13 protein-coding genes are annotated in these 16,010 nt (G+C 39.5%); 8 read left to right on the plus strand and 5 right to left on the minus strand.

Annotation, left to right across the window (positions count from 1 at the left end; genetic code table 11):
• Positions 1-3 precede the first annotated feature (3 nt).
• A complete protein-coding gene (gene dusB / locus AL038_RS00585; RefSeq protein ID WP_062147480.1) occupies positions 4-990 on the minus strand; it encodes a tRNA dihydrouridine synthase DusB in 987 nt (328 codons plus the stop codon).
• 25 nt (positions 991-1,015) lie between these two features.
• Positions 1,016-1,708: a dethiobiotin synthase gene (bioD, locus tag AL038_RS00590; protein ID WP_066246081.1), complete on the minus strand. Its 693-nt coding sequence runs from the start codon at positions 1,706-1,708 to the stop codon at positions 1,016-1,018.
• Between the two features lie 190 nt (positions 1,709-1,898).
• Here bioD and AL038_RS00595 point away from each other — a divergent pair, with 190 nt between their 5' ends.
• The 5 genes from AL038_RS00595 (at position 1,899) to AL038_RS00615 (ending at position 9,693) form a co-directional block, all read left to right on the plus strand.
• Entirely contained in the window at positions 1,899-6,935 is a 5,037-nt protein-coding gene (locus tag AL038_RS00595) for a M48 family metallopeptidase (protein ID WP_062147484.1), read from the plus strand.
• Positions 6,936-7,149: 214 nt separating this feature from the next.
• The gene (locus AL038_RS00600) at positions 7,150-7,479 is read left to right on the plus strand and encodes a hypothetical protein (RefSeq protein WP_062147487.1); all 330 of its coding nucleotides are present in this window, start codon (positions 7,150-7,152) and stop codon (positions 7,477-7,479) included.
• Between the two features lie 91 nt (positions 7,480-7,570).
• Entirely contained in the window at positions 7,571-7,930 is a 360-nt protein-coding gene (locus tag AL038_RS00605) for a hypothetical protein (protein ID WP_062147490.1), read from the plus strand.
• 79 nt (positions 7,931-8,009) lie between these two features.
• The gene (locus tag AL038_RS00610; RefSeq protein ID WP_062147494.1) at positions 8,010-8,342 is read left to right on the plus strand and encodes a hypothetical protein; all 333 of its coding nucleotides are present in this window, start codon (positions 8,010-8,012) and stop codon (positions 8,340-8,342) included.
• The gene (locus tag AL038_RS00615) at positions 8,326-9,693 is read left to right on the plus strand and encodes a hypothetical protein (protein ID WP_062147497.1); all 1,368 of its coding nucleotides are present in this window, start codon (positions 8,326-8,328) and stop codon (positions 9,691-9,693) included. Before AL038_RS00610 ends, AL038_RS00615 begins: the two co-directional genes overlap by 17 nt.
• 166 nt (positions 9,694-9,859) lie before the next feature.
• Here the strand turns inward: AL038_RS00615 and AL038_RS00620 are convergent, their stop codons facing one another.
• Positions 9,860-11,056: an RtcB family protein gene (locus AL038_RS00620; protein WP_062147499.1), complete on the minus strand. Its 1,197-nt coding sequence runs from the start codon at positions 11,054-11,056 to the stop codon at positions 9,860-9,862.
• Positions 11,057-11,452: 396 nt separating this feature from the next.
• On the opposite strand from AL038_RS00620, the gene AL038_RS00625 reads away from it, so the two are divergent.
• On the plus strand, positions 11,453-12,358 hold the full coding sequence (locus AL038_RS00625) for an Rpn family recombination-promoting nuclease/putative transposase (RefSeq protein ID WP_062147503.1): 906 nt from the start codon (positions 11,453-11,455) through the stop codon (positions 12,356-12,358).
• Positions 12,359-12,451: 93 nt separating this feature from the next.
• Positions 12,452-13,405 (plus strand): Rpn family recombination-promoting nuclease/putative transposase, encoded by a 954-nt coding sequence (locus AL038_RS00630; RefSeq protein ID WP_062147506.1) that lies wholly within the window; start codon positions 12,452-12,454, stop codon positions 13,403-13,405.
• Positions 13,406-13,658: 253 nt separating this feature from the next.
• On the opposite strand, the gene purE is transcribed toward AL038_RS00630, so the two are convergent.
• Together purE and AL038_RS00640 are read right to left on the minus strand one after the other, a co-directional pair.
• On the minus strand, positions 13,659-14,171 hold the full coding sequence (purE, locus tag AL038_RS00635; protein WP_062147509.1) for a 5-(carboxyamino)imidazole ribonucleotide mutase: 513 nt from the start codon (positions 14,169-14,171) through the stop codon (positions 13,659-13,661).
• A 13-nt stretch (positions 14,172-14,184) separates the two neighbouring features.
• Positions 14,185-15,336 carry a 5-(carboxyamino)imidazole ribonucleotide synthase gene (locus AL038_RS00640; protein WP_062147512.1) on the minus strand — a complete coding sequence of 384 codons (1,152 nt, stop codon included), beginning with the start codon at positions 15,334-15,336 and terminating at the stop codon, positions 14,185-14,187.
• A 221-nt stretch (positions 15,337-15,557) separates the two neighbouring features.
• Between AL038_RS00640 and AL038_RS00645 the strand changes: the two genes are divergently transcribed.
• Positions 15,558-15,956 carry a hypothetical protein gene (locus AL038_RS00645; RefSeq protein WP_062147515.1) on the plus strand — a complete coding sequence of 133 codons (399 nt, stop codon included), beginning with the start codon at positions 15,558-15,560 and terminating at the stop codon, positions 15,954-15,956.
• Positions 15,957-16,010 lie beyond the last annotated feature (54 nt).

Genomic DNA, 16,010 nt, shown 5'->3' on the forward strand with positions numbered 1-16,010 from the left:
ACCTTATAAATTCATTATTTCTTGTTGCGTCCTTAAAAATCCCTGCATTCCTTGTAATTGCTCCTCCGCCCGCGTCACACTGTTCAGGGCATGACGGAATGCCGCCGTCTCCGCATGATGTTTATTCAAATACCAAGATAAATGCTTACGCGCAATACGTACCCCGCTATATTCTCCATAAAATTCATAGAGATTATTTAAATGGGTTGTCAAGATACGTTGCACTTCCTCCAAGGTTGGCGGGGCTAAGAATTCACCCGTCATTAAATAATGCTGTATCTCGCGGAAAATCCATGGGCGACCTTGTGCCGCCCGCCCTATCATTAATCCATCTACCCCTGTTTTTTCTAACACATAGCGTGCTTTTTCAGGGCTATCAATGTCCCCATTCGCAATAACAGGAATGTTGATGCTGGCCTTGATAGTTGCGATGGTGTCATATTCCACCGCGCCCGTATAAGCACAAGCACGGGTTCTGCCATGTACAGCAAGCGATTGAATACCAGCATTTTCTGCTATTTTAGCAATTTGTACCCCATTGCGATTATGCGTGTCCCAGCCCGTGCGAATCTTGAGCGTGACAGGAACATTAACGGCACTCACAACGGCTTCTAAAATACGCGCGACTAATTTTTCATCGCGTAACAGTGCTGACCCCGCCATGATGTGACAGACTTTTTTTGCAGGACAACCCATATTAATGTCGATAATATCTGCACCATTATCAACGTTAATTTGCGCAGCTTCTGCCATCAACTGCGGGTCTGCCCCTGCAATTTGTACACAACGCGGTTCTACTTCACCCAAATGGTCAGTACGGCGTTGTGTTTTAACGGTATGACGTAGCTGCGGATTGACAGACACCATTTCTGACACCGCCATGCCCGCACCCAAATGTTTGCAGAGTTGGCGAAAAGGACGGTCTGTTACCCCTGCCATTGGAGCAACAATTAAATTATTTGTTAGGGTAAAACGACCAATTTTTATCATTTACTATCAAAAAGTTATTTAGATTTTAGAGGGCGACAGAATGAATGGTTTTCATGAGTAATTCACTAAACATGATTGCTTCTGCGGGCTGTGCATGTGCTTGATAAGGAATAGAAGCGAGCAAGGGGGCGTTAATTCTTTCACGCAAACTTAGAACGGTGGTTTGTGCAGTAAATTGTGGGTCTATATGGTTTGCTATCCATCCTATCAGCGGTAATCCATCTTGTTGAATACGCTCAGCCGTTAATAATGCGTGATTAATACATCCTAAACGCAAACCTACCACTAGAATAACTTGTCCGCCTAAATACAGTGCTAAATCTTTTAAACTATCCAATGGGTTAAAAGGCACACACCAACCACCAATCCCCTCTATCACCACAATGTCTGCCTGTTGTGCAACCTTTAGGTAATTAACATAAATATGCTCAATATCTATTTCCTGACAGACAATATTAGCAGCAATATGTGGTGCAATAGGGGGTTCAAACGCATAGGGATTTACCCATTCATAAGGCAATTGTATGTTAGCCGCACGTTGTAATTGTAACGCATCATGGTTGCGTAATCCTGCACTGCTTATCGTGCAACCTGTCGCAACGGGTTTCATACTAGCAACTTGTAATCCTTCTTGTTTTAGCAGGTTAATTATTTTAAGGGTGCAATAAGTTTTACCAATATCAGTATCTGTACCCGTGATAATTAAAGGTTTTTTCATATTTTCTCTTTACCTATATAACGCATTTTATGGACACATTGTTATTTATCTAAGACGCAGGCAATTAATAAGCCACGATGTATAAAAGCAAGGGAAAATATACATTGCTATAAAACACTTGAAAATTAACTGCTTTTTCGTCATTATCACCACCGAAGATAAAACCCTTTAATAATCATGGTGGTTTATAATGGAAAAACCTGATTTTGACATACTTGTTCAACAACTAACAGTTTTTGCTAAAGAATATCCTGAAAAATATAAATTTCGCGTATTATTGCTTGCCATTCTTGGCTATGCCTATGTTTTTCTAATTATTATCCTTTTATTTGCCAGTCTTGGTGCGTTACTTTATTTCGCTATTGTTTTTCATCATGTTGCACTCTTTGCTAAGTTCATATTAGGCTTAGGTATTGTTACTTTTCTTGTTTTACAAGCCTTATGGGTGCGTCTGCCGCCACCTGAAGGAATTTTGCTTAAACCCCAACAAGCTAAACCCCTATTTGCCGTTTTAGAGGATATTCGCCAACGTTTAAAAGGTCCTAAAATTCATCAAGTTGTTATTAATAACACCTTTAATGCGGGTATCATGCAACGCCCACGGCTGGGTATTTTTGGATGGCAAAAAAACTATTTATTGATAGGATTACCATTGATGCACGCCCTATCGCCCGAACAATTCACGGCCGTATTAGCACATGAATATGGGCATTTATCGGGTGCACATGGTCAATTTGGTTCATGGATTTATCGTATCCGTCAATCATGGTATCGCTTGATGGATGCGTTAGCGGTCAATGAAAGCTGGGCAATGATTTTATTTAGACGTTTTTTTCACTGGTACATCCCATTTTTTTCCGCCTACACCTTTGTATTAGCACGTGCGAATGAATATGAAGCAGACCGCAGTTCTGCTGATGTTGTTGGTACGCGAGCAACCGCTGAAGCCTTGATTAATAGTGTGATTCAAGGGCAATTTTTAACTGAAAAGTTTTGGGACAAGCTCTATAAATTAGCGGATAAACGGTTCGAACCGCCCGCACTTTATCCCTTACTACCGCAAACCCTACAAAAAAGTTACAGCCAACCTGCCTTAATCAATCAATGGTTACAAAATGCTTTGCAAATCAAGACTGATACCGCAGACACTCATCCCGCATTGCAAGACAGACTCGCTGCATTAGGGGAAAGCGCAGTGATTCCCGCACCTTTTACCAACAGTGCAGCCCAAGTGCTACTCACCGCGCAATTAGCCACCTTACAAACACAAATTAGTCAACAATGGCACGCCAGTATTGCGAGTAGTTGGCAATCTCGGCATGAATATGTGCAACAAACAACGCAACAATTGCAAACACTACAGGAAAAAGACCGTCAAAATCTTTTAACGCCTGATGAATTATGGCAATTAGCACAAACAACCGCCGAGCTTGTTGGTGATAAACAAGCCTTTCCATTGTATAAACGCTTATTGTCTAACGAAACATTTACAACAGCGGCGCATTATCACGTTGGTCGGATTCTACTGGATAATCAACAAGAAAAAGGGATTGCATGTATTGAAAAAGCGGTGCAGCAAGATGCAAATGTTTTAATAGAGGGCTATCGCCTGATTATTAACTATTTTGAGAAAAAACAGGAAACTAAAGCAGCAAATCCTTATCACCAGAAACGAGAAGCCCGTATTTTATTGGAACAACAAGCCCGTGAAGAACGACAAACAGTAAAACAAAACGATGTGCTATTACCACATGATTTAACAGATAAACAAATACAAGAACTTGCAAAACAATTTGCAATAGAACCCCGTATTAAACAGGTTTATATCGGGCGCAAAAATGTGCGTTATCTGCGTGAAAACCCATTGTATATCATTGGGATAAAACGCACTTTTGGCTTACGCTCCACCACTGCGGATATTACCTTTAGAGACCAATTAATTAATACTTTAGTAATGCCATTTTCGTATGTTTTGGCTATTTTAAACGGTGATTTTCGACAAATGGCAAGCCGTTTGCGTCAGGTTGAAAATGGTTTGATATATAACAAACGCCGTTACGCGCAAGGTCTGAGCCTACCCAATAAAAAAGTAACAACCATCACAACAAAGCCACAACAACGGCTTGTACAGCCTGTCTGGTTGCTGTTATTAGCCTTAGTGGGTTTATTAGCAGGATTATTTTATATAGATAACCCCGTTAAAAATCAGCTAGATACTTATTTAGCAAAAAACCTAGAACCGCCTCCCGTCAAACCGCTGAAACCAGAATTAACCATTACGGCACATCAAGTAGATTCATTAGAAAATTTTTACTTTGCCCATGCCTTGTCTTATGACAAACGCTTAGCCAGCGGGTTACAATTGGCAGTAACGCAGTATAGTAATTTGTTTTTAAAAGAAAAGCCATTAGTAGCCAGTTATACGGTAAAGCAAACGGATGAGTGGCGTTATCAAGCAATTTATCAGGTGCAACAGGGGCAAGTTATAAAATCTTATCCTGTGACGTTGTCAACGGACGCGGATGAAGTGGATAAAAATATCAGCGGATTATCTGCGGTAATGAATGCTGTCGCGCGTGATTTTCCAACATCACAGGTATTAGGGAATAAGCCGCAAGTGTTGGACATGGATAAAATTCTGCAAGAAATTAATTATGAAACTGTTTTTACGGAGTTAAGTAACATTGAACAAGCTATTAAACAAGGCACTGGCTCTGCTGAATCGCTCTTAACTGCCAGCGAATTATGGTCATGGCTTGCTTTTTTTAAAATGACACAGGCCAACCAAACATTGGCAAATAAATTAGTCACACAGTCTGCTAGTCTCTACTTATTAGCACAGGCATTTAAATCCAGTTTACCTGAAGATAATTATCAGCGTGGTTTATTGTTATTAGCCCTAGATTATCCTGCTATGGCATTAACAGTGTGGCAATCACAACCGCCAGCAGGAACACGGGAAATGAAGATAATCGCATTGTTACAAGCTTTTATTCGTCACAATGTAGAAAGTCTGAAAAAACAAAATACGCCACTGGCAATTTACCTGTTGATAAGAACAAGTACATCACAGACTGAATACGAACTGACTCAAGCATACAGCGAGCAATTAATAAGAAAATATCCCTACTTTTTGCTGGGGATAGAATACGCGATGAAGAATGGCTCGTTGGGTTTACAACGTGTTAGCATACCTTACTATTTCAAGTCTTTACTGAAGCAACAACAAACACTACTCGCTACTTTTTTCAATGTTTCTATTTCTAACCCCTTAGAAAAACTCGTTACACAACTGACAACCGTTGCGAAAGAACAACCGCCATTAGCCTCTGTCATCTCCCTTTATCAACAACAATTGCAGAAAGCAGCCGAGTTTACTTACCCCGCTAATGTGTTATTTTCTGGCGATTTATTAAAGCAAATAATTGATTTAGACATGCAAAGTGCTATTACAAGTTGGTATAGCCTAGAAGCCAATGTGTTGGCACGTCGTCCGCAAACAGAAGCAATTTTAGATGTTGTAAATACCTATTATCACAACTCAACCCTGCAAATTGCGTTGCAACTAGATGATTTTAGAGAGACTACACAGGGAGACAAAACGCTACAATTGATTCAGCAATTGGATGTTGACACGCTGGATGATTATGCACTAAAGAAAGTTGTTGATGCTTATGTATTTTATCGGCATGGTGAAAATGCTTGGGATGATCGTCCCAATTTGGTGGCTTGGTTAGATAAATATCGTCAGCGTGCTAACCCCAATATATCAGATATGTTAATGCTTTATTATGCTTATGCCCTGCTTAAGTACGAACCTGTTGCGCGTCGTTATTTGAGTAATGCGGAAAAAGTGAATCCATACGAATTGACCGTATGGGAAGACATATCGCTTTATGACAAACAAGGCGAGTTTATCACTAAGCTGAAAGCCAATTTAGGCAATAGCTACGGTGCGCTGATGATTATTGGTGATTGGGCAGTTGCACAAAAGAAAGATGCGGAAGTGATTGCGACTTACGAACAAGCGATTAAAGCCTTTCCTAACGAATTTTCAGCGTATCAAAAGCTAAGCAAATATTATGAAAACAACAAGCAATATAAAGCGGCGATGGACGTTTTCTCTACCTATTTAGAGGACAATGATGATGATGATTTTTCTGCTTATTTTGCGTTAGGCAAAATTGGAGAAATATATCTTTTGCAACATGATTATGAAAATGCGTATCGTGCTTTTGATATTAGTAAAGAATTTGGGCAAGCCATCGGTTTAATTGGTTTTGCCAAAGCCAGCGAAAAAATGGGCAAACCCGCAGAAACTTTGTTTCAACAAGCCGCTGACCGTTATCCACAATCATCACACGCAGTGACCGAATTAGGCTTATATTATCTGCGTCAGCAACAATTGGAAAAGGCATTAGCAACATTTAAAAAATATGCTCATATTCAATATCTTTGTTATTACTGCTCTGCACTGGTTGAATATTATCAGGAAAAAAATCAACCCGAAATGGCAATAGACATTCTTAAGCGTATCCCTGAAGGATATATAAGAGATCGTTTATCCGTGCTTGCGCGGACTTTTCGTCAAAAAGGCTTACCCGAACTAGAAATAAGCGTCTTAAAAAGTTTGGCAATGGATGCTGAAAACCCACGAGAAAACCTTCCTTATTACTACGGCGCGCACTACATTGATGCCGTGATTACTTCAGGTGAAAAAAACTTACAACCCATTGTTAGTGAATTAATTGAGGTCTATAAAAAAATGGGTATCGGCATGTTAGAACCATTGGGGATAGAACTCACCAAATTAGGACATTACGATGCAGCATTTGCGGTTAATAAAGCACTATATGAAGGCTTTGCACATAAATATGGTCGCGGTACAACGCTGGTTATGTTAGCCGTTGCGTGGCGTTTTGGCTCGCAACAACCTGAAGGTAAAAATTTTATTACCAAAGCACTTGCAGATCCACCCAATCAAGACAGTTGGACACAACAAAAAGTCAATGCACTACTAGGAAATATTCCAATGGAAAGCCTCATGCCGCAGATGACAGACGACTTGCGTCGTAATGAAATTTACTACTTTATGGGGGGGATGGCGGCAGCCGATGGACAACGTGAAAAAGCTATTCAATTATTGTTAATCAGCTTAGCAACCAATGGCACAGATAATGTTGAGTATCCCATGGCTTATGGATTATTAGCCCGCTTGGCTGAATGACGCTAGATGAGAATGAACCATTATTTATTTTTATGGAACACCCCGTAAATACCCCTATTAAAATTTACCGTTAATTTTGTTACCCTAGCGTTGCTTAATTTTAGCACTGTTAATAATTAACAGTATAAACAAATAGTTAATTGCGAAACATTTGGCATGAATTAAGCGTATTTAAGCGGTCTTTTACTAACTATTAAATTAACTAGGGTTCACTATGAAAAACTTATTCGTCATTGCCGTTTTAGCTGCCTTACCCGTTGTTTCTTTCGCTAGCGACATTGAAAACAATATCAATAATGTCACCAAAGGCACAGCAACTGTCCTGTCCATCAATGGGACAGGCACAGTGGGTGCAGGTGATGGCGCAAGTGGTATTGGTGTTGAAGGCGAATCTTATGGCGAAGGCTTAGCGGCGAGCGTCGAAGTGATTAATAACTGCGCTAATGGCGGTTGCAAGAACAATATTACCAACAAGTTAGAAGGCGAAGCCTTAGTATTGGGTGTAGGCAAAGCTGCTGCTGTTAAAGTGGTTAACAACAAGTAATTATGCTTTTTGATGGGGTTATGTATGCTACCCCATTGATTATTTAATTATCTTATTGGTTAGATTGACTTGCATTTTGGACAGATAGATCATGAAAAAAATTATTGTAATTGCAACATTAGCTGTTTTACCCACTTTATCTTTTGCAGGCGATATTGAAAATAACGTCAGCAACCTTGTTAAAGGCAAAGCAACTGTTTTATCTTCTAATGGTTCTGCAACACTGGGTGCTGGTTCTGCGGGTGGTTTCAGTGGCGAATACTATACAGATGGTGGTGGTATCGGTTTAAACGGTACTTCCTACGGTGAAGGCTTAGCAGGTAGTGTTGAAATCATCAATAACTGCACTGACGGTGGTTGTAAAAACAATATTGTCAATAAGTTAGAAGGCGAAGCCTTAGTGATTGGCAATGGTTTAGCCGCTTCGGTGAAGATTGTAAACAATAAGTAATCTATTGTTTTTTCGTTAGAAAGCCATGATATGGAACGACATTATATCATGGCTTTTTGCATTAAGTGAGGTAGGGTTTATGCAACGCAAACAATTTATCATACTTTTTTTAAGCATTGGATTTATAAATAATACAACCCTTGCTGCTGACCGCTTTAAAGCAACTGACCCTAACGCAGCACATCGTGAGGTACAAGCCCGTTTTGATGATACCTCTATACCAGCTAATGCCGAATATTTAATGGCTCGCACCATGAACCGTGTCACTAACCTTGTTAATCAAAGTTTAGAAAGTGCTTTAGGGAATCAAGATGGCAATACGGTTGTAAATAGCGTTGTTGTTGGCGCGGGCAGCACCGTTGGGGATATTGTCGTGATAAATACAGGCGACACCAATGTTATCAGCCGTTAAAAAAAAACAGTTTACAAGCTATCTTATTGGTCTATTAAATTTACTCCTAATCAGTTGTTCTACAACAGACCAGTTGCAACGTGTAAAAGAACCCGAGACGCTTCCAACCCCCAGAAAGACCGTTTTGAGTGACGGTCTTGCCTGTTTTGGCGATATGTTGGCAGAATATCGCCGTTTAGAAACCTTTGGACAGCAATTGCGCCCTTTGAATATCGCAATCGTGTCAGTTAAGGACGCAACGGGTATTTCTTCTGAAGAATATAATCATGAAGTTCCCTCTAATATGACTGAGTTAGCGTTAGGCGTTGCCGCAAAAATTGGCGGTGCGTTACGCATTGCTAACATTCCCGCTGATGAAGAAATTACCAATGCGTTACGGCTGAAGCAATTGGGCTTTACACAATATGAACAAGCTTTTAAAGTAAAACAATATTTAAGTGATGCCATTGTTATTTATGGCGCGCTCACAGAATATGACCGCTTACTAGACAATGCAAAACGTTCATTTAATGCGGGGTCAGATTTTGGCGGTGGGAAGGGCGCGACAACGGTAGATTTTTCCACTGCGACAGTCACCAATATTGCACGTATCACGATGGATTTTCGGATTGTTTTTAACGGAACAGGCGATATAGTCAATCACGCTTCCGCGACTAACACACTTTTGTTATATCAAAATGCGCATGATTTATCGTTTGGAATCAGCATTAACTCACAATCCATTGGGCATTTAACCTCAATTACAGAAGTGGATGCACGCCATGCGGCGATTCGCTTACTAGTAGAAATGGGACTAATCAGTTCATTAGGTAAATATAATCTTGTCCCCTACTGGCAATGCTTACCAACAGCTACCCATTCGCCGTATATTGCTGTCACCGATGTTTTAACCGCAGAAAAGCCCCATGATGAAAATGATATCCGCGATGCAGATGTGATTAATGCTATCAAAGCAGAATTTGAAAACTTTGAATACTTAGAAAGTCATACTAACGTTCATAAACATCTGCCTCGCGCACAAAATGACATGCTCGTTTCCTTTCAAACAACCTTGCCAACGGTTAAAGAAATAACGGAACAATTTTCTACCGACACAATTCAAGCCCTACAATCACAAGGTTGGCGACGGTTTGATGGCAGACAAACCAAACTAAAAAAACTTCTCACATTACATCAACATAATCATCAAGAATTAGCGCATTTATCCTTACAAGAAACCCTACAACGCCTCACTACAGACTATATAAAAGCAGGTATTTTAGATGAAACAGTGACCGTTACAGACAGCCGTCTTTATGTCGCACTTTGGCTAAATCTACCTATTCGCCATAATGCACGGTGGGAATATTAACCATTATTTTAATATTTGGATTATTAGGATTTGCCGCGTTTTTGCAATGGCTGAGATTAAAAAGACAAAAATAGCGGGGGATGCTGAAGCGATTCCCCCTTAATCCTGCTATTAACAAAGGGATTAAGGGGAAAGCTATCTTTACTTATTTAGCACGACTAAAAAATTAACCTTTTACACAAACAACCTGTTTCAGCGTGTGTATAACTTCCACTAAATCATGTTGATTTTCCATAACGACATCAATGTCTTTATAAGCACCGGGAATTTCATCAATAATCCCACTATCCTTACGACACTCAACCCCTTGCGTTTGGTGTGCAACATCTTCCGTATTAAAATGACGTTTTGCTGCACTACGGCTCATCCGTCGCCCCGCACCATGTGAGCAAGAACAAAACGAATCGGCATTACCCTTGCCACGCACAATATACGACTTCGCACCCATGCTACCGGGAATAATGCCTAATTGCCCTGCTTGCGCGCTAATAGCCCCTTTACGGGTTAGATAAACCTGCGCCCCGAAATGTTCTTCTATGGATACATAATTATGATGGCAATTAATGGCTTCCTTAGTAATCTCAAAATAAGGGAAGACTTTACGCAAGGCTTCTAAAATTAACCGCATCATTTCCCGACGATTTTCCATCGCATAATCCTGCGCCCAATGAACGGCCTCTACATAATCATCAAAATGCGCAGCCCCCTCAGGAAAATAAGCCAAATCCCGATGCGGCAACTGCACCTGCAAATTCTCCATGTCTTTCTTCGCCAAATCAATAAAGTAAGTTCCAATCGTATTGCCTACGCCACGGCTGCCCGAGTGCAACATCACCCATACATCCTGATTTTCATCCAAACACAGCTCGATAAAATGGTTGCCACCTCCTAACGAACCCAGTTGACACGTCCATGTATCATGAATTCGCTTCATCATCTTACCAATAGCAGGATGCTTGCTTAAAATGGTATCAATACCTTGATTTAACTGTTTAAGTGTTGAACTTGCAACACTTGCGCGCTTGTGATGATTAAAACCAACGGGAATTGCTGCCTCAATCGCCAAACGCAGCGGTTTTAAATTATCGGGCAATTGACTTGCGGTTAAAGACAAGCGTAACGCATTCATGCCACAACCAATATCCACCCCTACAGCAGCGGGAATAATTGCAGATTTGGTTGGAATCACTGACCCAACTGTTGCCCCAATACCCAGATGGACATCAGGCATCGCAGCAACATGATGATGCACAAAAGGCAAGCGCGAAATTTGTATTAACTGGTCTAAAGCAGAGGATTCAATATCATCTGTGTAAATATTAACGGGAACATTGCCTTTTTCTAAAACCATTTTTACAGGCATGGTGTATATCCTTGTACAACAAGTAAAACAAAATGCTAGGGCATAAAAAAACCCCAGCGCAACATTCAAGTTGTCAACTGAGGTTTTCTTGCCCAACAGAGGCGGAGAAATCGCTAGAAGACAACGGTTGCCTTCTAGCGCACAACATGCAGAAGGCTATTGGTTATTTGGGTGAAAGTGACTAAGTAGCATGTTGAATTTCTCCTAATTGGTTTAAGTGGCTATGCCACAAGGGTTGTACAAACTGCTGAAAACTGTAGTTGATGATTAAAAAAATTGCAATGTAAATTACCTTTTTTTATTTATAGTATTTAATAATGATTGTTTTTATTCTTTAATCACAGTGTATTATTCATAATATAGAGATAAACAATTTATTTTTTGGTGAGTGATTTTATGCGCGTAAAAGACAAATACATCAACCCCTTTACCGATTTTGGGTTTAAAAAGTTGTTTGGGAGTGAGCCAAATAAGGACTTGCTTGTCGATTTTCTTAATGAGCTATTGCAGAAAAAGACAGGACAAATTATTGACTTGACTTATCTTCCTCCTGAACAACTTGGACGACACATCGATAATCGTAAAGCAATTTTTGATATTTATTGCGAAAACGAATACGGGGAAAGGTTTATCGTTGAATTACAAAAAGCGAAACAAAACTATTTCAAAGACCGTAGTATTTATTACTCTACGTTTCCAATTCAACAACAAGCTGAGAAGGGTCAATGGGACTTTAAATTAAATGCAATTTATACCGTTGGCATTTTAGATTTTGTGTTTGATGAGGATAAAGAAGACCAAGACGTTTTTCATCATGAAGTTAAATTGATAGACCAAAGTACCAAAAGAGTCTTTTATGACAAATTGACTTATATCTATTTAGAAATGCCTAAATTCACCAAAACTGAAAATGAATTAGAAACGCATTTTGACAAATGGCTGTATATTTTACGGAATTTAGAAAACCTGACCAACCGCCCGAAAAAACTGCAAGAGAAGATATTCGGCAAGCTGTTTGAACAAGCAGAAATCGCAAATTATACCGACCAAGAATATGCAGAGTATGAGGAAAGTTTAAAAGTCTATCGGGATTTAAAAAATGTGATTGATACGGCTTTTGATGAGGGTAAAGCTGAAGGATTAGCTGAAGGTAAGGCGGTGGGATTAGCTGAGGGAATAGAAAAAAGTAAAGATGCAGCGATTCGTTTAACTGCATTGCAGTTGAAACAGGAAGGTATTCCTCATGAGACTATTGCGAAAGTAACTGGCTTAACCATCAAAATAATCAATGAATTATCTTGAGTGGACTCGGCAAGCGTTTTTAAGTTTAGTTTCTAGCTAAGTAACAAAAAAAGCTGCGCAGTAGATAAAATTGTTTGATATAAGAGGGATTTTATGCGCGTAAAAGACAAATACATTAACCCCTTTACTGATTTTGGGTTTAAAAAGTTGTTTGGGAGTGAACCAAATAAAGACTTGCTTGTCGATTTTCTTAATGAGCTATTGCAGAAAAAGACAGGACAAATTATTGACTTGACTTATCTTCCTCCTGAACAACTTGGACGACACATCGATAATCGTAAAGCAATTTTTGATATTTATTGCGAAAACGAATACGGGGAAAGGTTTATCGTTGAATTACAAAAGGCGAAACAAAACTATTTTAAAGACCGTAGTATTTATTACTCTACGTTTCCGATTCAACAACAAGCTGAAAAAGGTCAATGGGATTTTAAATTAAACGCAATTTATACCGTTGGCATTTTAGATTTTGTCTTTGATGAGGATAAAGAAGACCAAGACGTTTTTCATCATGAAGTTAAATTGATAGACCAAAGTACCAAAAGAGTCTTTTATGACAAATTGACTTATATCTATTTAGAAATGCCTAAATTCACCAAAACTGAAAATGAATTAGAAACGCATTTTGACAAATGGCTATATATTTTACGGAATTTAGAAAATTTAACCAACCGCCCGAAAAAACTGCAAGAGAAGATATTCGGCAAGCTGTTTGAACAAGCAGAAATCGCAAATTATACCGACCAAGAATATGCAGAGTATGAGGAAAGTTTAAAAGTCTATCGGGATTTAAAAAATGTGATTGATACGGCTTTTGATGAGGGTAAAGCTGAGGGATTAGCTGAAGGACTGGCTGAAGGGGTTGAAAAAGGTAAAGCTGAGGGATTGGCTGAAGGTAAGGCGGTGGGATTAGCTGAGGGAATAGAAAAAGGTAAAGATGCAGCGATTCGTTTAACCGCATTGCAACTGAAACAGGAAGGTATTCCCAACGAAATTATTGTAAAAGTAACGGGGTTAAGTATAGAAACAGTAGAGAAATTATCTTAACTAGATAAGGTATAAAAACAAAGATATTAATCTATCTCTTGTGAAAATCTGAGGTTGAGATAAAAAAGCAACCTTAATTGAGAATTACAAAATCTAAAAAACTTTATATTTTCTCAGGTTTTAAAGCGGTTGCTTTTCTTGTTCTGAATTTAGGTTTTTGAGGGTTACACTATCTGGTAATCCTCAATAGAAGATGGCTGTAACAATAAACAGGTTTAGTTATTGTTTTTAAAAAAAATGGATGTAATAGATTTTAAGAAATATCCGACGGTAACCCTTCGGTTTCTAGTTTAAGGGCTTTATCTAACACCATTTTTTCTAAGGATTTTTTATAATCGCTGACTTGTCTGCGAATTTCTGGGAATTTCACCCCTAAAATCTGCGCAGCTAATAAACCCGCATTTTTTGCGTTATTAATCGCAACGCTTGCAACGGGTACTCCCGCAGGCATTTGTACAATGGATAAGAGTGAATCTAACCCCTGTAAACTACTGGTTTTAACGGGGACACCAATAACAGGTAAAGCCGTAATGGCGGCAACCATCCCCGGTAAATGCGCCGCGCCACCTGCTCCTGCAATAATCACTTCTAGCCCGCGTTGTTCCGCTGTTTGTGCATAGTCAAACATCCGTTGTGGGGTGCGGTGGGCAGAAACAATGGTTATTTCATAAATAATAATAAAACTATCCAAAATTTTCGCGGCATCTTGCATGACGGGTAAATCAGAATCGCTACCCATAATAATTCCCACCAATGGTTGTCTCATGGTGTCATCCTCCTTATTCCGCTTTGATTTTTAGCATGGTTTTTACTTGTTCAACTTTTTCCAATGCCGCTGTCACGCTTTCATCAACAATCGTGATATGTCCCATTTTGCGAAAGGCTTGTGTAGTATCTTTACCATATAAATGAAAAGATAATCCTTTAATACTCAAAGCACTGCGCAATCCTTCTATAACAGGTTGTCCTTGATAACCTTCCTCACCTAACAAATTCCACATTGCCACAGGGCTTAATAAACGGCTTGAACCTAACGGCAAATCGCACACAATACGCACTAACTGTTCAAACTGACTGGTAACACTGGCTTCTATAGTGTAATGCCCTGAATTATGTGGACGTGGCGCGATTTCATTAACTAAAATTTCCTCGTTTTCAGTCAAAAACATCTCTACGCCAAAAACACCCACTCCATCTAAAGCCTCAATAGATTGCATTGCAATTTGTTTTGCGCGCTCTGCAACAGTATTGCTAACTCGAGCAGGCACAGCAACAATATCACAAATATTAGTCCGTTCATCAAACACCATTTCGACCACAGGATAACAAGCCACTTCTCGTGTACGACTACGGGCGACCATCACGGCAATTTCTTTACTAAAAGGAATGTATTCCTCAACCATCGATGGCACAGGCAACACTTTATCAATATCGGCAAGGCTTTTAATAATCGCAACCCCTTTGCCATCATATCCACCCGTGCGGGCTTTTTGCACAAGGGGTAATGTCGCTTGTTGTAAATATTCAAGCGTTACATGATCAACTTGTTGATAACGGGGTACAGGCACACCTGCTTTTTCAAGCAATTGCTTTTGTTTAAATTTATCTTGAATAACTTCAAGAACACGAGGCGCGGGATAAATTCGCTTACCCTCTGCATACAAGGCTTTTAGGGTTTCTGTATCTATATGCTCAATTTCATAAGTGAGTACGTCACTAACGCTTGCTAATTCGCGTAGTTTTTCGCCATCATATAAATCCCCTACAATCAATGCATCAGCAACATGTGCCGAAGGACAATTTGCTGAGCGGTCTAACACGGTGACATAAAACCCCATGCGTTTTGCAACTTGAGCAGTCATCTTGCCCAATTGCCCGCCCCCAATAATGCCTATACGCTGTAAAGGATAAGGAAAGGTATCGCTTTTCATCGGCTTCCTTGAATAAAAAAATGTTAAATAATAACGAAAACAGTAGAGAAAAAGCTAGGGCGTATTGTCAATTAACCGCATCAATAAGAAAAATACTTGATGACGATAAAGTAGTAGGGATAAGAAAAATTCCCATCTCGACTTGTTTAGCAGTACCCATTCAGGAAACATCGCAAATTCTGGTTTAGACAATTTATGCTTGAATAAGTTAAGGGACAAAAATGAAAGCTATTTTTTTACTTATTTGTTTACTCGGCAGTTTATCTGTTTTTGTCAATGCTGCCGCGCCCCTTTTACCACCTGCGAAACGGACTGTTTCTAAAACACAAGCTTGTGTCGATACGCTAGATGTTATTCGTCGACAACATGGCGATGTGCTAAAAAAACAGCATAATGAAACCGTTAATCAAGGCATTCGCCCTTCAAAATACAGTATAACTGCCTGTATTTCTTGTCATGTTGCACCTGATGCGGCAACAGGTTTATATCCAAAAATAAGCAGTTCACAGCATTTTTGTAATGCGTGTCATACCTATGTTGCGGTTAAAATAGCGTGTTTTTCCTGTCATCTCAGTATGCCTGCGGTAGAAGAATCCGCTGAGAATGCCGAAGACAAATAGAAAAGACCTAACAGATTTTCAAAACCTGTCAGGTCTTAATACATCACAATAGCG

Origin of the sequence: Beggiatoa leptomitoformis (assembly GCF_001305575.3) — a bacterium.
GTDB lineage: Bacteria > Pseudomonadota > Gammaproteobacteria > Beggiatoales > Beggiatoaceae > Beggiatoa > Beggiatoa leptomitoformis.

Coding starts and splice junctions, on each gene's coding strand:
- dusB (WP_062147480.1), bottom strand. CDS start 990: ATGATAAAAATTGGTCGTTTTACCCTAACAAATAATTTAATTGTTGCT.
- bioD (WP_066246081.1), bottom strand. CDS start 1,708: ATGAAAAAACCTTTAATTATCACGGGTACAGATACTGATATTGGTAAA.
- AL038_RS00595 (WP_062147484.1), top strand. CDS start 1,899: ATGGAAAAACCTGATTTTGACATACTTGTTCAACAACTAACAGTTTTT.
- AL038_RS00600 (WP_062147487.1), top strand. CDS start 7,150: ATGAAAAACTTATTCGTCATTGCCGTTTTAGCTGCCTTACCCGTTGTT.
- AL038_RS00605 (WP_062147490.1), top strand. CDS start 7,571: ATGAAAAAAATTATTGTAATTGCAACATTAGCTGTTTTACCCACTTTA.
- AL038_RS00610 (WP_062147494.1), top strand. CDS start 8,010: ATGCAACGCAAACAATTTATCATACTTTTTTTAAGCATTGGATTTATA.
- AL038_RS00615 (WP_062147497.1), top strand. CDS start 8,326: ATGTTATCAGCCGTTAAAAAAAAACAGTTTACAAGCTATCTTATTGGT.
- AL038_RS00620 (WP_062147499.1), bottom strand. CDS start 11,056: ATGCCTGTAAAAATGGTTTTAGAAAAAGGCAATGTTCCCGTTAATATT.
- AL038_RS00625 (WP_062147503.1), top strand. CDS start 11,453: ATGCGCGTAAAAGACAAATACATCAACCCCTTTACCGATTTTGGGTTT.
- AL038_RS00630 (WP_062147506.1), top strand. CDS start 12,452: ATGCGCGTAAAAGACAAATACATTAACCCCTTTACTGATTTTGGGTTT.
- purE (WP_062147509.1), bottom strand. CDS start 14,171: ATGAGACAACCATTGGTGGGAATTATTATGGGTAGCGATTCTGATTTA.
- AL038_RS00640 (WP_062147512.1), bottom strand. CDS start 15,336: ATGAAAAGCGATACCTTTCCTTATCCTTTACAGCGTATAGGCATTATT.
- AL038_RS00645 (WP_062147515.1), top strand. CDS start 15,558: ATGAAAGCTATTTTTTTACTTATTTGTTTACTCGGCAGTTTATCTGTT.